The organism is Ruegeria sp. YTSC325 (assembly GCF_059609525.1).
In genome coordinates, this window is the sequence record NZ_JBXWLY010000011.1 from 61508 (window position 1) to 78209 (window position 16702).

Consider the following 16702-nt stretch of genomic DNA (forward strand, 5'->3'; position numbering starts at 1 on the left):
AATAAAGAAGAAATATGATGAAACCCAGGACTGAGGCCGAGCTGGCCGAAACAGTGGCCGGGCTGCAGGATCCCGTGCGAATTGCCGGTGGCGGTACCCGTGGGATCGGCGGGTCAGAGATGACTATCGAAACCGGCGGACTTAGCGGGATCACCCTGTACGAACCGGGCGCGCTGACGATTGTGGCGCAAGCCGGCACCCCCGTGGCCGAGATCGAGGCCGCGTTGGAGGCCGAAGGGCAGCAACTGGCGTTTGAGCCGATGGATCATCGCGGTCTGTTGGGTACGAATGGTGCACCGACCATTGGCGGTGTCGTGGCCGCCAATATCTCGGGCCCGCGCCGCATTCAGGCCGGGGCATGTCGCGATTTCTTGCTGGGTGTGCGCTATGTCGATGGCAAGGGCCAAGTGGTCAAGAATGGCGGGCGGGTGATGAAGAACGTCACCGGCTATGATCTGGTCAAGCTGATGGGCGGGTCGTGGGGCACATTGGGTGTGTTGACCGAAGTTTCGCTGAAAGTGCTGCCCAAGCCACAGGCGGTGGCGACGTTGGCAGTGCGAGTTGCGGATGGATCCCGTGCGGTGGGGGCATTGTCTGCGGCCTTGAAATCCCCTTTCGAGGTCTCGGGTGCGGCCTTTGATCCGCAAGACGGTCATGCTTTGCTTAGAATTGAGGGTTTCGCTGACTCAGTGGCGTATCGCGTTGGGCAGTTAAAGTCGGTTTTGGCGGAATACGGGGATGTCGCGGAGCGCGACGGTTCGGCCGAGATTTGGCAGGCCATTCGGGACGTATCGGTGTTTCACGGGCATGAAGGAGATGTATGGCGGATCTCGGTCAAACCCTCGGATGCGCCTGGGATTGCGGCGCGGCTTGGGGCGGATCAGACTCTGTTCGATTGGGGCGGCGGGCTGATCTGGGCGCTGGTGCGCAAAGGGGACGACCTGCGGGCACGTCTTGGGGCATTTGACGGCCACGCGACCCTGGTCAGGGCAGCGGCCGAAACGGTTGAGGCCCTGGGGCGGTTCCAGCCGGAAAGTGCCGGGATTCAGGCTCTGACACAGGGCATTCGTCAGCGTTTCGACCCGCGCGGGTTGTTCAATCCGGGATTGATGGGGTAGGCCGATGCAGACGACATTCACCGAAAAACAACTGCAAGATCCGGCGATCCAGCGCTCGAACCAGATTCTGCGCAGTTGTGTGCATTGCGGCTTTTGCACCGCCACATGCCCCACCTATCAGGTGCTGGGCGACGAGTTGGACAGCCCCCGCGGGCGCATTTACCTGATCAAGGACATGCTGGAGAACGAGCGTGTACCGGATGAAAAAACGGTCAAACATATCGACCGCTGCCTGTCCTGTCTGGCCTGCATGACCACCTGTCCATCCGGTGTGCATTACATGCATTTGGTCGATCACGCGCGCGAATATATCGAGCAGAAGTACAAACGTCCCTTCACCGACCGCGCCTTACGCTGGGTGCTGGCGAAGATCCTGCCTTATCCGATGCGGTTCCGGTGGGCTTTGATCGGGGCTAAGCTGGGCCGTCCGTTCAAATTCCTGATGCCGGATGCGCGGTTGCGGGCGATGCTGGATATGGCGCCAAAACATATCCCTCCGGTCAGTCGCAATGATGATCCGCAAAGCTTTGCGCCCAAGGGTGCGCGCAAAAAGCGTGTGGCGCTGATGACGGGATGCGCTCAGAAGGCGCTGAACACTGATATAAACGATGCCACCATCCGCCTGCTGACCCGGCTGGGGTGTGAGGTTGTCGTAGCCGAGGGCGCGGGTTGTTGTGGGGCGCTGACGCATCACATGGGCAAGTCCGATGACAGCCACAAAGCGGCCGCTGCCAATATCCGCGCTTGGGTGGCCGAGATGGACGGGGACGGGTTGGATGCCATCGTCATCAACACTTCGGGTTGTGGGACGACCGTGAAGGATTACGGGCATATGTTCCGCAATGACGCCTTGGCCAAGGACGCGGCGCGAGTGTCGGATATCGCCATGGACATCAGCGAGGTGCTGATGCAGATGGACCTGTCTGAAGGCGCAGAAAAGGGCATGACCGTCGCCTACCACGCGGCCTGTTCGCTGCAGCATGGTCAAAAGATCAAGACCTATCCAAAGGATCTGCTGAAACGCGCGGGTTTTTCAGTGGTTGAACCCGCCGACAGCCATCTGTGTTGCGGCAGCGCGGGTACGTACAATCTGATGCAGCCCGAAATCTCGGGCAAGCTGAAACAACGCAAGGTTAGAACGTTGGAGGCCAAGAACCCCGACGTTATTGCCGCAGGCAATATCGGATGTATGATGCAAATAGGGTCGGCCACCGAGGTTCCGATTCTGCATACGGTCGAACTGCTTGATTGGGCGACCGGAGGTCCGCTGCCGCGGGCTATGCAGCAGGACCGCAGGCCAGACCGAGAGGTGCCGATCTTAAGGTAGGTATCTGATGCGGCAGTGCTAGACTGTCGCGATCGGATTCAACCCGACAAGCAAGCGCCCTAATTTCGCCCCACGTGGCGCGTAGGAGGAAACGTACCAAGCAACGTCGGAGAAGCGCTTGCGACACTGGTTGAAGGTTCTGACACTGGCTTTGATGCCGATGGCTGCGATGGCCCAGGATTCCAGGTTGAAAAGCCTGGACACGACTGATGCGGGCCGCGCGTGGATGGCGGTTGGACGCTTGGATATTGGCGGAACGGGGTTCTGTACAGGCACGTTGATCTCTCCGACGCTGGTCCTGACGGCCGCGCATTGCCTGTTTGACAAAGCCACAGGTCAGCGTGTGGATTTGTCTGATGTCGAGTTTCTGGCCGCATGGCGACTTGGGCGCGCATCTGCCTATCGCGCCGCGCGTCGAGCGGTTGTGCATCCGAAATACCAGTATGGCGAAGATGCGACCGCAGCCCGCATCGGCAGTGACATTGCGCTGATCGAGTTGTGGCAACCGATCCGAAACACAACGGTCATTCCTTTTGAAACAGGTGATCGCCCTGCCCGAGGCGAAGAGGTTGGTGTCGTATCCTACGCGCGAGACAGGGCCGAAGCTCCGGCTCTGCAAGAGGTGTGCTCAGTCATGAGCCGCAGATCCGACGTTCTTGTCATGTCTTGTGACGTAGAGTTCGGGTCCTCTGGTGCGCCAGTATTTTCCTTCGAGGGTGATCGTCCTCGCATTGTGTCCGTGGTCGCCGCAAAGGCAGAATTTGACGGACAGCGCGTGGCGGTCGGAACAACGGTCGAAGATTCTCTGACCATTCTGCAAAGGGAATTGTCGGCGGGGCGTGGCTTTATCGCCAAGACCCCGCAGGGCGCCGCGCGAAATAATGTTGGCGCAAGGTTCGTCAAACCATGATCCGTGCATTGCTGACTGCTTTGTGCCTTATCGGCCTAGCGACCGCATCTTTTGCACAGAGCGCAAAGCGAAAGCTGACCGACCGGGATGATCTTTACGGTTGGGAGGCTGTGGGGCGTCTGGATATCGGCAACCGAGGTTTTTGCACCGGAACTCTGATCGCGCAGAATATTGTCCTGACCGCTGCCCATTGTGCGCTGGATCGGGGAACCGGGCAATTATATGCACCCGGCCAGTTAACATTTCGGGCTGGGCTGAGCGATGGTGAGGCACTGGCCGAGCGCAAAGTCGAACAGATCGCCATTCATCCCGACTATACCAAGCACGGTGGGCAATCGGCCGAGGCTGTTCGGATTGACGTTGCGCTGATGCGGCTGGATCAGCCGATCCCGTATTCGGTGGCCAATCCTTTCGCCCTGCACAGCGGGCGCGTTTTGGGCAATGAGGTCAGCCTTGCTTCGTACGGGCGCGGCCGGTCCGAGGCGATAACGCGGGAACGCTCTTGTCGTATTCTGCAGCGCCATCAGGGATTGATCACGTTCAATTGCGATATCACCTTTGGGTCGTCCGGTTCGGCCTTGCTGGCCCGGAGCGGGTCACGCTGGCAGATTCTCTCCGTCGTATCCGCGGTCGGCAGCGACGGGCGGCAAAAGGTCGGGTTCGGGATGGAATTGTCCGGAATAGTGTCGGAATTGAAGGCCGCGCTGCGTCGGGACGCGCCGCAACCCAAAGCCGAGATCCGACGCTTGCAGGTCGGTTCGGGCAAGTCCAATTCCGGCGCGAAATTCATCAGCTCGGGCGGGGGTTGAACTCGGTCAAATCGTTACCCATCTGAACTGTATCGGGTCGCCAATGATGGGGCCTGACACAGCAAGCGCCCGTCCAAACCGGAGGGCATATCGTAGATCGCTCAGATGAGGATACACCACATGCGTAGTTTTGATTTTGCACCGCTTCACCGCGCCACCATTGGTTTCGACCAGATCGCCGACATGATGGATCGCGTTCTGACCAATGACGTGGCTCAGCCCAGCTATCCGCCCTATAACATCGAAAAAACCGATGCCGACACCTATCGGATTTCCGTCGCTGTCGCTGGTTTCGCCGAGGCCGATTTGTCGGTCGAAGTAAAAGAAAACGCCCTGATCGTGGCCGGCAAGAAAGCTGCCGGGGACAAGGACCGTTCCTACCTGCACCGTGGCATTGCCACCCGTGCGTTCGAGCGCCGCTTTGCGCTGGCCGACCACGTCCGCGTGACTGGTGCCAGCCATGAGAACGGGATGCTGAACATCGACCTCAAGCGCGAGGTGCCCGAAGCGCTGAAACCGCGCCGGATTCAGATTTCGTCTGGTCAGGCCATCGAAAAGGACGTGGTTGACGCCAAAGCCGTGAACTAAGGCCGTCCGACCACCGCGATAGTCCTGCCTCTCGGGGTTATCGCAGACTGCACGCCCCGCGTTCCTCCAGACGCGGGGCGTTGTTCCCCAAACCAATATCTATCCTGCGCAATAGTGCAGAGGTTGAATGTTCAACGAGCTACTTGAACCCAGCCATCTTGATCTGGGTCAGTTCCGTGGTGGGTAGGGATTCGTTGGGACTTACATGACCAAAAGTAAGGACAACTGAGTGCGAGTGAATGGAAGGAATCTGAAATGAAGAAAGTAACTATATCTTGCCTGCTTGTGGGCACGCTTGCTTTGGCGGCGTGCGGGGCGCCAACGACGCCAACACAGGCCCGGGTCCAACACGATGCGCGTTGCGCAGCAGGTATTTTGGGCGGCGCGGCTCTTGGTGGCGTTGTCGGTAATCGCTTTGGCGGCGGATCAGGCCAAACACTGGCGACTGCGGCAGGTGCTGGACTTGGAATGTATGCAGGTCAGTCGGCTTGCAACTGACTAAGAGTTACATGCTGAAAAGTTTAGCGCCGCGCAGGTAATGCGCGGCGCCAATAGTTTAGGAATATGTGCCTCAGTTCCCAGCCGTCACCGACCCGATCGACCAGAACATCGTCTCGCCCGAGGCATCGTCGACGCCGTCATTGTCGGTCATCACAAACGCCTCGCCCGAGGGTAGGATGGCAAGACCTTCGATCTTGTCCAGAACATAGCCTCCGGTCGAGGTCAGATCAGGCAGCAGGTCGCGAACCTCTTCCTTGCTGACCACTGGCAGGGGGCCGCCCAGCGGGGCAGGGGTCATTTCCGACAGTGGAACACGATAGACCTTTTTGGTCACGGCGCGATGGTCGTGCTGGTTGTCGCGCTCGATCACATAGACATGGTCGCCGAAGGCCACGATTTCCGACAGGCCGACCCAACCGGTATCCGGGTCCGCTTTGGGGTAGTGAACCGCGCCCCATTCCTTGGTCTCAAGGTTATAGGCCACCAGTTTCACGTGGTTTTCCGGGTCGTCCTTCCATTCACGCTGAACAGCCATCCACAGAGTGTCACCGACGCGGGTGATGCCCTCGAAGCCAAAGCGTTTCTCGACCGCCATCAACTCGGCAGGCAAGCCGATCTCGCCTTTGCGATCCTTGATCTTGCCCTCGGCTGAAACGTGGTAGATCGCGTGCGGGATCACACGGTCAGTGCGACCTTCGGATGCGACGTAGAAGCCACCCTTGCCGTCCAGCGTGATGCCCTCAAGGTCCAGCTTCTGCGCTGGGTTACCGTCCTGACGGTGAATGCGGATCACGTCCACGATGCGGGCGGGTTGCTGGCTGGGGTCGATCTTGAAGATCGAGGGCTGGAAGCCATAGAAGCTGTCATTGACCGCATAGATCATGCCGTCTTCATCCGCGACCAGACCGGACAGCGCACCCCATCCAATCAGCTCATCCGCGCCTTCCGATGTCAGGTGCGGGTAGGCGGCGGGCGCATCCTGATATTCGAAGATCGACACATGTGCACGCGGCCCACCATCTTCGATCAGGTCTTTTTCATTGGCCGAGATCAGCAGGTTCCGCTCGGGGATTGCCACATAGCCTTCCGGACCAACGCCCGAGGGCAGCAGTTGTTTCAGAACCGGGCTCGCAGGGTCGGTGGCGTCATAGACCCCCACGACCGAGGCGCGCTCGGCTCCCACAAAGATCATCGGAGTACCGCCAAAGGTGGCTGCGGTCACGCTTTCCGGCTCGACCCCTTTGCTGTCCGAGCGTTTGTCAGGGTAGTGGCCAATCTGAATGATGGCCTTTTCGAAATCGGTGCCGTTTTCGTAAACAACGGTCCCGTCCTTGTGGAAGATCGTCCAGCCGCGCGAGCCACCTTCGTAGTCGCCTTCGTTGGCGGTGGCGAAGTGGTTGTCGTCGATCCATTTCACCGCGTCGGGTTCACGCAGGCGGCCCGGCTGGCTTTCGGTGAAGATCAGCGCGCCGCGCTCATCGGTGGCGTCGATGCCTTCCAGATCCACGCTGCCGGCCGAGAAATGGCTGATCACGGTGCCGTCTTTGGCAACAACCGCGATGTGGTTGTTTTCCTGCAGGGTGACGACCGTTTCGCCAAGGCCGTTGATATCCACGAACTCGGGCTCGGGATCGGTGGGCGCAACCTCGGCCAGGCCGGTTAGCGAGGCCATTTTCATGCCTGCGCAATCCAGCGCGCCATCTTTTAGCGGCACCAGCGCCAGCTCACCTGCGGGCAGCTGCGGGATGATGCCATCGTTGAGGTCTTCGTCCCGCTCATTTTCTATCGCCACAGCAACAAAGCTGGCATCGGGAGCGATGGCGACGCTGTCTGGCTGACCGCCCAGATCACAGGCGCCGGTCTGCGCCTTTCCCGCGATATCGACCGATATAAGTTTGCCCGACGGGGCGGTATAGCTGTCCGAAGTGTTCACGCCAACAAAAGCATTTGCGCCAACGATCCCGACTGAGGTTGGCTCGCCACCAACCTCCATCGCACCCAAGGGCGCAGGGTTCGCGGGATCGGTGATGTCGACCATGCCGATCACGCCCAGCGGGCTGTCGGTGTAGACCAGCGTCATGCCATCTGCGGTCGCCGCGATGATCTCGGGCGAGGTTTCGCGGGTGGTGTCCGCGCCTTCGGCCATGTTTTTCACCACGGGGAAGGATGCAATTCGGTTGAAATTCATCTCTGCCAAGGCCTGACTAGCAGTCAGAGCAAGGGCAGATGTCAGGCAGACAGTGCGCAATGACATCGGTGGGTTTCCTCTTTTCACTCGGATGCGAGGGGGATGGACCGGGATCGTTGCGGTGTTGTGACAGTTTGGCTTCAGTTTTGTGACAAACGCGGCCACTACCGGGGCAGTGGCCGCGAAGAGTTAGACCGAAAGACAGACGTATTTCATCTCAAGGTAGTCCTCCATTCCATGATGGCTGCCTTCGCGACCCAGACCGGATTGTTTGACACCGCCAAAAGGCCCAACCTCGGTCGAGATGATGCCCGTGTTCACGCCGACTATGCCATATTCCAATGCCTCGGCCACCTTGTAGACGCGGCTTAGATCCTTGGCATAGAAGTAAGAGGCCAGACCAAAGATCGTGTCATTGGCCATGGCAATCACGTCATCTTCGTCCTCGAATTTGAACAGCGGGGCCAGCGGGCCGAAGGTTTCATCCTGCGCGACCATCATGTCCTGCGTCACGCCAGTTACGATGGTGGGCTGGAAGAAGGTGCCACCCAGATCATGCGGCAGACCCCCAGTCAAAACGGCACCGCCCTTATCGGTGACGTCCTTAATATGCTCTTCGACCTTGGCGACCGCCTCTGCGTTGATCAGCGGGCCCGTGGTCGTGCCTTCGGACAGGCCATCACCAATCTTCAGCGCCTCAACGGCGGCTTTCAGTTTAGCCGCGAAAGCGTTATAGACACCTGCCTGCACGTAGATACGGTTCGCGCAGACACAGGTCTGACCATTGTTGCGGAACTTGCACAGCATTGCGCCCTCGACCGCGGCATCCAGATCTGCGTCGTCAAACACGATGAACGGCGCGTTGCCGCCCAGCTCCATCGAGCATTTCATGACCTGATCGGCCGCTTGTTTCAGCAGGATACGGCCCACTTCGGTCGAGCCGGTAAAGGTCAGTTTGCGCACGCCGGGGTTTTCGCAGAACTCCTTGCCGATCTCGCTGGCGCTGGAGGACGGCAGCACGTTGAACACGCCCGCCGGAATGCCAGCCTGTTCGGCCAGAACGCCCATGACCAGTGCAGATAAAGGTGTTTCCTTAGCAGGGCGCGCAACAAAGGCGCATCCGGCCGCCAGTGCCGGCGCGGCTTTACGCGTAATCATCGCGTTGGGAAAGTTCCACGGCGTGATCGAGGCTGCAACGCCTATGGGTTGCTTCAGAACCATGATCCGCTTGTCGCGCTGATGGCCCGGGATCATCTCACCGTAAACCCGCTTTGCCTCTTCGCCGAAGAATTCGATGAAGGACGCACCATAACCGATTTCGCCAATCGCTTCAGCCAGCGGTTTGCCCTGTTCGGCGGTCAGAATCTTGCCCAGATCCTCGGCGTTTTCCATCATAAGGTCGAACCAGCGGCGCAGGATAACTGCGCGTTCTTTACCAGTCAGTTTGGCCCATTCCTTTTGCGCTGCCTCGGCCTGCGCAATCGCACCTGCTACCTGCGCGCGGCTTAGGTCCGCGACCTCGGCCACGACATCTCTGCGCGCGGGGTTCGTGACGGCAAACGTGCCGTTGTCGCCGTCCACCCACTGACCGCCAATATAGGCCTTGGTTGCTAGGAGATCGGGGTTTTTCAGGATGGATTTCAGATCGGTTGTCGTGTCCAGCATAGCTTGGCCTCCGGCAGGAATTTAGAGTTGTCGCACACAAACAGGTGGGGTCTGGAATGTCTATGTCCACAACCCGGCAGGGATCAATCCAGATTTGATCAAAAGCGGCACTCGGGCGCGAAAGATCGCGCCTATCTTTTTCGGGCCGAGTTTGCCACAGTTTGCAGGAACTTTGTCTCTCGGGGGATGTAAATAGATGTAACATTCCCTATCTTATTGGGTAATTGAACAAAAAAGGGGATAGTGCAGATGTCGAACCATAGATTTGACGCGTTGATCGAAGAAACGCAGGCGAAAGTCCGCGAAAGCCAGTCGCAGATCGAAAACCTGACCTCGCGCATTGACGACGCCCGGGCCAAGATTGGCACGGCCGAGGCCGATATCGACATCGAAAACGCTACGCTGGAAGATGTGCACGCCCATACTGAGGTGATGAACGCCAATATTGCCGAGCTGATCATGGGTCTGGATGACGTCACCAACGCGTTCTCCAAGGATTTCGACGAGATGCGCTCGAAAACCGGGTGGGAGAGTTTTGTTGGCATCTTCGCCAAGGGCAAGTCCGAATCCATGCGGCAGGAGCGGATGCGCACCGCCAATATCGACGACAAGCTGCAGGACCTGATCGCCAAATCCGACGTGATCGTGAAACTGCTGGAAGGGCAGCTGTCCGTGCTGGAGGAACAGCGCGTGAAGGTCGAGGACAACCTGACCGGCACGCTGGATGATCGTGAGGCGACAGTGGCCGAACTGGAAGCATTGCGGGCTGAAATCCAGGGCATGGACCCGACCATCATTACGCTGGAAAACAAGATCAGCGTCGAACAGGACGCCGCCGCGCGCACTCAGCTTGAAACCGAGCTGGCCGAACTGAACAAGCAATACAACGCCAAGGTTCAGGAAGAGCAGGTCAAGCTGGCTAAGTCTCAGACGCTGGAGCGTTACATTGAAAAGGGCAAGACCTGGGTCGATTCACTGCAGAACCAGGCGGCGACGCAGATGGTGCTGATCAACAAGCTGCAGACAGACACGCAGCAGCGCGTGGTGCTGTACGATGCCCTGACCAAATCGCTGAAAACCGCGCAGCAGCAGGACGTGGCCCACCGCATCAACGAGATCGGCGTGCAGACCGACCAAGAGGCGCAGACGGCCATGGCGGCCATCGGCACAGCGACCAACCAGAAAATGGCCGACATGCTTGAGGCGCACGAAGGCCACATGGTCTTTGCCCGCGACGTGCTGGAGAAAAAAGCCAAGGCGGATGAACGCTTTGCCCGCCGGTTCGCGGCGATTGTCGAGAAGCATGATAAGAATTTGTATGGTGGATAAGAAAAGGCTGGTTGCGACGAATGCCATTTTTCTTGGAGCAAGACAAAAGCAAGACATGGGTCGAGCGAAACGGTGAGCTTGTTTGGGGTGCAATTGGGCTCGCTTTTCTAATCTTTTTTCTGACGATGATGGTGAATGGATTCTACTTATTGTGCGGTGCTGGTGCTCTCGGAGCTATTTGGTCTACCTATCGGTTGGAGATGTTTCGCAGGTCGCAAGGAATTAACAGCGTACCAACCAACAACCATGGCGATGGCGGGCAGTCGCCCGGCCGGGATTTTGGTGGCTTTGGCGGTGGTGATGCATGACTAACCCCACCCGAGAGCGTGTCAGCCTGAACGGCACCTTTGCCCCTTTTGGGCTAAAAGTGGTTGTTAAGAAAAGCTTTAGGAGTTTGTGCGGCGGATGAACGATTTTGAGAAGAAAGCTCTGAGATTGTTTGTCCTCGTTGCAGCTTGTTCCAGCGGGGTCGCTTTCACGTTCGGAATCAGTTTCGCGAATAAAACTGCGATCTCGATCGGCTCGGTAGCTGCAGCTATGGGGGTGATTGTTGCGTTCCTAGGGGCCGCTCAACTCTGTTTAGAAAGTTTCAGAAACTACGGGTTGGGCGAAGGCATCGAATTTTTGTATGGCAAAGATCATGCCCGGCACATGTTTGGCGAAAACTACAAAAAGCCCCCAAATGACTAACCCCGTTCAAGACCATGTCGGCCTGACCGACACCTTCGCCTCGCGTCGCTACTTCCGCAAATTCGAGGTGATCACCGTCCACCTCCTTCGCGTGGCCGCGACGATGGAGGCCGAGGGCGCGATCAGCAAGCAAGAGGTGCGGATCGTGTCGCGCTACCTCTCCGGGTTGCTCTATACGTTCCGGGCACTGTCCATGAAATACCTGCTGGTCGGGCGTGATACGGGGCGGTTCTTTGGCAGCCTTGCCATGGACAAACGCGACAGCGGGTTTCCGGTGGCGGCCGAGTTGCTGACCATGGCCAATGACGCGCAGCAGGCGCAGGTGCATCTGGCCAATATGCCATCAGCCGACGATCTGAAAACCGACATGGTACGCACCATCATTGGCGACCGCGAGATACCGACCAAGCTGCAATTCGCACTGTCGCAAAGGCTCTATTACGAGGAATTGCTGAAAGGACAGCTGTTCTGGGCCCGTAACGATCCCGAATGCCTTTGGATCGGGAATGAAGGGGATCGGCGCAAGTTTCTGATCCACTGGGCGGTTTATGACAGCCAGATCAACCTGCCAGTCATCTACATGATGAAGTTGGAAGACAGCGGGCGCACGGCCCTGCCCAAGGACCAGCGTCGCTGGCCCGAGGTACAGGCGCATCTGATGGCGCAGTCTTTGGGCGGGCTGAAGCAGGTGACGATCGCCACGGGCTTCGATCAGGATTTTGACGACCTGCACCCCAAACACCTGCGCCGCATCCATGTGGGCCCGATGTATTCCTCGGCCTATACGGAACAATCCGGACCCCTGCGGCAAGTGCTGGAGGACGCGCAGGCCCCCGAAGGTCAGGATTGGGCGCTGGCCTGGACCATGGAACAGTTGGAAAGCGAGGACGTAATCGAAGAACGCGCTGGGTGGTTCTCGACCGTCGAGCGAGAGGTGTTCGCCTTGGACCCGTTCGGCGGGCAGGGGGCCGAGACCGGAGCGACGCAAACGCAGCGGTCGATCATCCTGCCCCAGCGCCCGTTTCAGGTGCTGGCCGAGCGCAGCCCGCCAGGGTTTGCTGATGTGCGCAAATTCGTTGTCAGCAAGACCGGGCAGGTGTTGAGATACTAGTTTTTTCGCATCGGGCGGAAGTATTTTTGAACAGAAGAAGCAACGGCGGTTTTTTAAATGAGTTTGACGTCAGATCAGATGGAATTGCGCGAAGACGACATTCGCAAGCATTACCCGGCAGCGACCGCTTTGCTGAACGGGTTCGAACACGCGCCGCGGATTGCCAAACCGGTTGAGGCAGCGGTTGAGCGGTCTCCGGGTGTTTCGACCGGACGGCGGTTTCGATCCACGACGCCGGGGCTGGTGACGCGGCGCACCGCGCGCGCGGACGGGGTGCATCTGGTTGAGCGGATCGAGGCTTCGGACGACGGCGATACACTGGTCTCGCCACCGCAAGCCACAACACAGCAAGCCATTCGCCGGGCGATTGCGATCGCTCTGGCCGTGGCCGAGGCTTATGCGGAACAGACCCCGCTGGCCGATCTGAAACGCGCCAACCTGGCGGGGGATCTGCCCGCCGCGCGCAAAACAGAATTCTCGGAATTGCTGACGGCTGAGGCTTTGATCACGTCCCATACCTTCGGGAATGCGCTGGCCTACCTGATGTCTTCGCATCTGGGCGAGACCACCGTCGACCTCGGCGAAATCGAAGAGGTCCTGACCGACAATGGCCAGCTTGCGTTGCATGGTGCCCTGTGGGAACTGGATCAAGTGTTGGCAAAACACGCCCCCGATGATGTGCATCTGATCGCGGCCACGAGCGCCTATGCTGAACAACTGATGGACAAGGCTGCCCTGCGCGCGCAGTCGGCGGATCATTTGGCCCCGTTCCAGAACGCCGCGTGGCATATTGAGGCCGACGACCTGACGATCCGGGGGTTCGAGCCCGCCTCCAAGGCCAAATCCACCACCCTGACCATGACGTTCAAGAAGCCGAACGAGGTGGTGGGCAACCACATCGCCAAATATCAGGCCATGAAGCTGGCCAAGATGCTGATGGCTTATGACTTTGACCGCCGCCTGAACCCGTTTGCGGAACTCGGCGGGTTCATCTTTACCTTCATGGGCGACGGCAAACCGGGCACAGGCAAGACCACCCTGATCCAAATGATGGCCGGGCTGATCAACGATTATTGCCAGAACGCGGGCTATCCGTTCCGCTATCAAAACCTGAGCACCGACAATATCGACAGCTATCAGGGCAAATCCGGCCAGAACGCCAAGGCGTTTATCAACACGATCATCGACCCCTCGGTTATCGGCTTTGGCACCATCGATGATATCGACCAATTGGCAGGCAAACGCGGCGACCGGCAGTCCTCAGCCGGGCAATTGGAAATCACCGCTGTGCTGATGGAGAGCTTTGCGGGTGCCAACACCGTTGTACGCGGCAACTGCACCTTTGGTATGTTCTCGAACTACCCTGAGAATGTGGACGATGCTCTGCGCCAGCGGGCGGGAGCGCGGTTTTTGGTGGACGGTCCCCAGACGCGCGAGGACTACATCGACATTCTGCATCTGCTGATGGGCCGCAACCACGACATCCCGCTGGGCGAGCACGAGGCTTATGCCGCGCAAGAAATCAAAAAGGCCGTCGCCGCCAGTTTCGAAAGCCATGCGCGCCCGCATGAGGATGCACTGATGCAGGTCTATGACCGGGTCTCCGGCGAGATCGGCCAGATGGATACGATCGCCAAGCTGGGCACTTATCTCAAGGCGATACAGCAAGCGGATGAGCGGTTCACGGGCCGCGCCATCAAGAACATCACCGACGCGGTCAAGGTCCGCGCGATGGATTTCGAACTGCCTGATGAGTGGATGGAGAACCCCGAACTGTTCCTGTTCCGCGACTACGACACCAAGAAAGCAATGATCGAGGACCTGCGCCAGCCGATCACGGTGGACATGGTGATGCAGGAAATCAACCGCTATGCCGACAGTGAATTCCGCTATGCCGACAAGAGCGACGAGGTCGCCATCGAGAACGCCGTCCGCGAAATGGGCCGGATGGAAGAAGCCAAGCGGCGGTATCTGAAGGGGAAAACATGACCGGCGGCTTGATCTTGATCTTCGGATCGCTGATCGGCGCGTGCCTGTTTTTCGGCATCACGGTCGCGCGTCGCCGCGCAGCTGCCCGGCCCGCCTTTGCAATGATGGCGCTAATTATTTTCGCGGTTACTTACGTTTGGAGCGCGTTGTTTGAAATCTGGATCAACGGTGCCTCGGTCCTGCGCCCCGCCTCATTGGTCCACGCCTTTGGTCCGGGTCAGGCCCCTTCACATTTTCTTGCGCAGGCGTTGTTCTGGTTCGTCCCCGCAATGATCTTGGCCGGCGGAGCGTATGCAGTCACGCATCGCCGGAAAAAGGACGTAATGACATGACTTTAACTCTCGCAATCTCTGGTTTGGCGCTTGTACTGGGCCTGATCCTGCCCCTGCGTTGGGGTGTGTTCGGATTTCTGGGCGCCGTTGCGGTTCTGTATCTGACTCAGTTCGGTGTGAATGCAGGCAGCGGCTTTGAAGGCGCGTCGTGGGACGAGACCCTGATCCTGTTTGAAGGCAGTGTGGTGTCTTATATCGGCTTCAACTTGCAGATCACCGCGCGGGCGTTTGCGCTGCCACTGTTGGTGCTGGCAATTGTGGTTGTTGGTCGTCTAAATAGAATGATGAGGTGACGAACTTGAGAGTGATCATCGCCGCAGTCTTATTTGCAGTCATTCTGGCTGTATTTATGACCACCACTATTTGCGGTTGGGAAGGGCTGATGCCCGAAAACTTCCGGGTCATTCGTAGTTGTGGCACAACGGATTCACCAAACGAAGTTTTTCTCAGCTTCCTAGTATTTGGGTGTTTCCTCGGCGTGATCTTATCAATTTTGCTTCTTCTGGAGCGATGGGTTTTCAAAAGGTATCTTCCATGATCCGTCTCATCGAAAAAGGCCTGATGTTTGGCAACCTCGTCCACATTTCCAGCCCGGCCTTGGTCGAGCGGTATAACCGCGCGTTGCAGCATTTGGCGGGCAAGACCACTGATCTGACAGATTTCCATGTGGATATCTCGGGCTATTCGCCCGAAGTGGGGCAGGAATTGGACGACCCGCTCTACCTCAACCCCAACGGGGTCAACCGGCAATTCATCCTGTTGACGACTGAACAGAAACGCGCGCCGTTGCTGAACGTCAAATTCTCGACCTCGCGCGACATTCTGCGCGAGTTCATCGAGATGAACGAGGCGCAGTTGTTCGCCCTGACCGCCACGGATGCGGTGGCCGGAGAGCTGGTGAACTCGGTCTTCAAACTCACCACGTCCGCCGATCTTCTGAACCTACGCAAGATTGAGATTGAAGCCGACACGGTGGGCGGTACTCTGCGCAGGGCTGAACAACTTGCAGGTATGGTCGAACAGTTCAAAACCCAAGAGGACGCCTGGTTCGACGATGTGCTGATCGCCAAAATGATCGAAACCGCCAAAGAAACCGGGGACGTCACCCGAAACCCCGTTCACCTGCGTCACACTGCGTTCGAACAGCGCAATTTCTGGACGGCGCATTTCGGCGGGCTCTACCTGTTCCCTGACCTGGACTATCCGGCGGCGATTTGCATGGGCGAGCGGGCTGATGATTTGCCGTTGAACCACGTGCTCGATCCGGTGCAACGGCACCAGATTGCGGCCTTCCTGAACGATAATTCTCTGGTCGAGACCATCATCGAGGCGCGCGGCGTGAACTCGGCTGCTGTGTTGCAGCAAAAGATGGATTTCCTGACCATCCATGCCGCCGCCGACGCAGGCGTTGACCTGACCGGGCTGGACCGCAGCGATATGCGCCGTCTGGCCCGCAACCACGCCGATCACTTGCCCGAGGCCTATCATGGCCTGGCCCAGTTGCTGCGCTGGGCCAGTGACGGAGGGCCGTGGCCGCGGATCACCTCGGACCACCCAGCTTATTTCTATACGCTGCGCGCGGCCGACACGCCGAACCGCGATCTGGTGAACATGTTGCTGGCCGAGCTGGCCCCGCTGGACCCGCGCCAGATGTTCATCTGCCACAAAGAGCTGTTCTACCGGACCTATTCCACCTGGCCGGACACCAAGAAAGCCTATGTTGCCGACTTCCTCGCGCGCGAGTATCAGGTGGACAAGGCCGGTGCCCGCGCCGCGCTGTTTGGCCATGAACCGGACATGAGCGGCACCGACCGGGTCAGCGACGCGGTCATCGCGCGGGTCGGCCCCTGGGGCGCGGTAGGGAGAAGCTGAATGATCGTCGCAATCCGTTTTCTGATCCCCTTACTGGTCATTCTGACAGTGATTTATGTCGGGTTGTCGATCTATTCCCGTCTGATACGCCGTCGTAAACTGATCGCACATTGGGAAAAGAAAGGGCTGCACGGCGATCGTGACGCATTTCTACAGCGGGGGATGCGGCAGTATGATAACTCGTTTCGAAAGAAACTGTTGCTGGGTGTCTATGTCATCCCGCTGGGGGGCATTGCCCTGCTGATCTATATAACAAATTTCATGTGAGGGCCG

At 58.5% G+C, this 16702-nt stretch carries 18 protein-coding genes; 16 read left to right on the top strand and 2 right to left on the bottom strand.

Annotated elements, in window-relative coordinates; genetic code table 11:
• The first annotated feature begins 17 nt into the window (after positions 1–17).
• The 6 genes from AC2FF7_RS15760 (at position 18) to AC2FF7_RS15785 (ending at position 5250) form a co-directional block, all read left to right on the top strand.
• The gene (locus AC2FF7_RS15760) at positions 18–1118 is read left to right on the top strand and encodes an FAD-binding protein (RefSeq protein WP_496905948.1); all 1101 of its coding nucleotides are present in this window, start codon (positions 18–20) and stop codon (positions 1116–1118) included.
• A 4-nt stretch (positions 1119–1122) separates the two neighbouring features.
• Positions 1123–2445: a glycolate oxidase subunit GlcF gene (glcF, locus tag AC2FF7_RS15765; protein WP_496905917.1), complete on the top strand. Its 1323-nt coding sequence runs from the start codon at positions 1123–1125 to the stop codon at positions 2443–2445.
• Between the two features lie 118 nt (positions 2446–2563).
• Complete coding sequence (locus tag AC2FF7_RS15770; protein ID WP_234899436.1) at positions 2564–3355, top strand: trypsin-like serine peptidase; 792 nt, start codon at positions 2564–2566, stop codon at positions 3353–3355.
• The gene (locus AC2FF7_RS15775) at positions 3352–4164 is read left to right on the top strand and encodes a trypsin-like serine peptidase (protein WP_496905918.1); all 813 of its coding nucleotides are present in this window, start codon (positions 3352–3354) and stop codon (positions 4162–4164) included. Before AC2FF7_RS15770 ends, AC2FF7_RS15775 begins: the two co-directional genes overlap by 4 nt.
• Positions 4165–4284: 120 nt before the next feature.
• Complete coding sequence (locus AC2FF7_RS15780) at positions 4285–4752, top strand: Hsp20 family protein (RefSeq protein ID WP_480868743.1); 468 nt, start codon at positions 4285–4287, stop codon at positions 4750–4752.
• 255 nt (positions 4753–5007) lie between these two features.
• The gene (locus AC2FF7_RS15785; protein ID WP_480868741.1) at positions 5008–5250 is read left to right on the top strand and encodes a glycine zipper 2TM domain-containing protein; all 243 of its coding nucleotides are present in this window, start codon (positions 5008–5010) and stop codon (positions 5248–5250) included.
• A gap of 73 nt (positions 5251–5323) precedes the next feature.
• Here AC2FF7_RS15785 and AC2FF7_RS15790 read toward each other — a convergent pair whose 3' ends face one another.
• Both AC2FF7_RS15790 and AC2FF7_RS15795 read right to left on the bottom strand, forming a co-directional pair.
• Entirely contained in the window at positions 5324–7507 is a 2184-nt protein-coding gene (locus AC2FF7_RS15790; RefSeq protein WP_496905919.1) for an esterase-like activity of phytase family protein, read from the bottom strand.
• A 123-nt stretch (positions 7508–7630) separates the two neighbouring features.
• Positions 7631–9106, bottom strand: a complete 1476-nt coding sequence (locus AC2FF7_RS15795; protein WP_496905920.1) for an NAD-dependent succinate-semialdehyde dehydrogenase — start codon at positions 9104–9106, stop codon at positions 7631–7633.
• Positions 9107–9355: 249 nt separating this feature from the next.
• Here AC2FF7_RS15795 and AC2FF7_RS15800 point away from each other — a divergent pair, with 249 nt between their 5' ends.
• From AC2FF7_RS15800 to AC2FF7_RS15845, 10 genes are all read left to right on the top strand, one after another.
• Complete coding sequence (locus AC2FF7_RS15800) at positions 9356–10435, top strand: coiled-coil domain-containing protein (RefSeq protein WP_480868737.1); 1080 nt, start codon at positions 9356–9358, stop codon at positions 10433–10435.
• A 135-nt stretch (positions 10436–10570) separates the two neighbouring features.
• Entirely contained in the window at positions 10571–10747 is a 177-nt protein-coding gene (locus AC2FF7_RS15805) for a hypothetical protein (RefSeq protein ID WP_480868735.1), read from the top strand.
• Positions 10748–10840: 93 nt separating this feature from the next.
• Entirely contained in the window at positions 10841–11125 is a 285-nt protein-coding gene (locus tag AC2FF7_RS15810; RefSeq protein WP_170755348.1) for a hypothetical protein, read from the top strand.
• Positions 11118–12236, top strand: a complete 1119-nt coding sequence (locus AC2FF7_RS15815) for a hypothetical protein (RefSeq protein ID WP_496905921.1) — start codon at positions 11118–11120, stop codon at positions 12234–12236. Before AC2FF7_RS15810 ends, AC2FF7_RS15815 begins: the two co-directional genes overlap by 8 nt.
• Before the next feature lie 57 nt (positions 12237–12293).
• Positions 12294–14225, top strand: coding sequence for an AAA family ATPase (locus AC2FF7_RS15820; protein ID WP_496905922.1), 1932 nt, complete (start codon positions 12294–12296; stop codon positions 14223–14225).
• The gene (locus tag AC2FF7_RS15825; RefSeq protein WP_496905923.1) at positions 14222–14557 is read left to right on the top strand and encodes a hypothetical protein; all 336 of its coding nucleotides are present in this window, start codon (positions 14222–14224) and stop codon (positions 14555–14557) included. Before AC2FF7_RS15820 ends, AC2FF7_RS15825 begins: the two co-directional genes overlap by 4 nt.
• Positions 14554–14850 (top strand): hypothetical protein, encoded by a 297-nt coding sequence (locus AC2FF7_RS15830; protein WP_170755352.1) that lies wholly within the window; start codon positions 14554–14556, stop codon positions 14848–14850. Before AC2FF7_RS15825 ends, AC2FF7_RS15830 begins: the two co-directional genes overlap by 4 nt.
• A 5-nt stretch (positions 14851–14855) precedes the next feature.
• Positions 14856–15095, top strand: coding sequence for a hypothetical protein (locus AC2FF7_RS15835; protein ID WP_496905924.1), 240 nt, complete (start codon positions 14856–14858; stop codon positions 15093–15095).
• Complete coding sequence (locus AC2FF7_RS15840) at positions 15092–16429, top strand: DUF6638 family protein (RefSeq protein WP_496905925.1); 1338 nt, start codon at positions 15092–15094, stop codon at positions 16427–16429. Before AC2FF7_RS15835 ends, AC2FF7_RS15840 begins: the two co-directional genes overlap by 4 nt.
• A complete protein-coding gene (locus AC2FF7_RS15845; protein ID WP_170353799.1) occupies positions 16430–16696 on the top strand; it encodes a hypothetical protein in 267 nt (88 codons plus the stop codon).
• Positions 16697–16702: the final 6 nt, after the last annotated feature.

Bases quoted from the DNA above. Each gene is read 5' to 3' on its own strand.
- AC2FF7_RS15760 (WP_496905948.1), top strand. From the start codon at position 18: ATGAAACCCAGGACTGAGGCCGAGCTGGCCGAAACAGTGGCCGGGCTG.
- glcF (WP_496905917.1), top strand. From the start codon at position 1,123: ATGCAGACGACATTCACCGAAAAACAACTGCAAGATCCGGCGATCCAG.
- AC2FF7_RS15775 (WP_496905918.1), top strand. From the start codon at position 3,352: ATGATCCGTGCATTGCTGACTGCTTTGTGCCTTATCGGCCTAGCGACC.
- AC2FF7_RS15780 (WP_480868743.1), top strand. From the start codon at position 4,285: ATGCGTAGTTTTGATTTTGCACCGCTTCACCGCGCCACCATTGGTTTC.
- AC2FF7_RS15785 (WP_480868741.1), top strand. From the start codon at position 5,008: ATGAAGAAAGTAACTATATCTTGCCTGCTTGTGGGCACGCTTGCTTTG.
- AC2FF7_RS15790 (WP_496905919.1), bottom strand. From the start codon at position 7,507: ATGTCATTGCGCACTGTCTGCCTGACATCTGCCCTTGCTCTGACTGCT.
- AC2FF7_RS15795 (WP_496905920.1), bottom strand. From the start codon at position 9,106: ATGCTGGACACGACAACCGATCTGAAATCCATCCTGAAAAACCCCGAT.
- AC2FF7_RS15800 (WP_480868737.1), top strand. From the start codon at position 9,356: ATGTCGAACCATAGATTTGACGCGTTGATCGAAGAAACGCAGGCGAAA.
- AC2FF7_RS15805 (WP_480868735.1), top strand. From the start codon at position 10,571: ATGGATTCTACTTATTGTGCGGTGCTGGTGCTCTCGGAGCTATTTGGT.
- AC2FF7_RS15810 (WP_170755348.1), top strand. From the start codon at position 10,841: ATGAACGATTTTGAGAAGAAAGCTCTGAGATTGTTTGTCCTCGTTGCA.
- AC2FF7_RS15815 (WP_496905921.1), top strand. From the start codon at position 11,118: ATGACTAACCCCGTTCAAGACCATGTCGGCCTGACCGACACCTTCGCC.
- AC2FF7_RS15820 (WP_496905922.1), top strand. From the start codon at position 12,294: ATGAGTTTGACGTCAGATCAGATGGAATTGCGCGAAGACGACATTCGC.
- AC2FF7_RS15825 (WP_496905923.1), top strand. From the start codon at position 14,222: ATGACCGGCGGCTTGATCTTGATCTTCGGATCGCTGATCGGCGCGTGC.
- AC2FF7_RS15830 (WP_170755352.1), top strand. From the start codon at position 14,554: ATGACTTTAACTCTCGCAATCTCTGGTTTGGCGCTTGTACTGGGCCTG.
- AC2FF7_RS15840 (WP_496905925.1), top strand. From the start codon at position 15,092: ATGATCCGTCTCATCGAAAAAGGCCTGATGTTTGGCAACCTCGTCCAC.
- AC2FF7_RS15845 (WP_170353799.1), top strand. From the start codon at position 16,430: ATGATCGTCGCAATCCGTTTTCTGATCCCCTTACTGGTCATTCTGACA.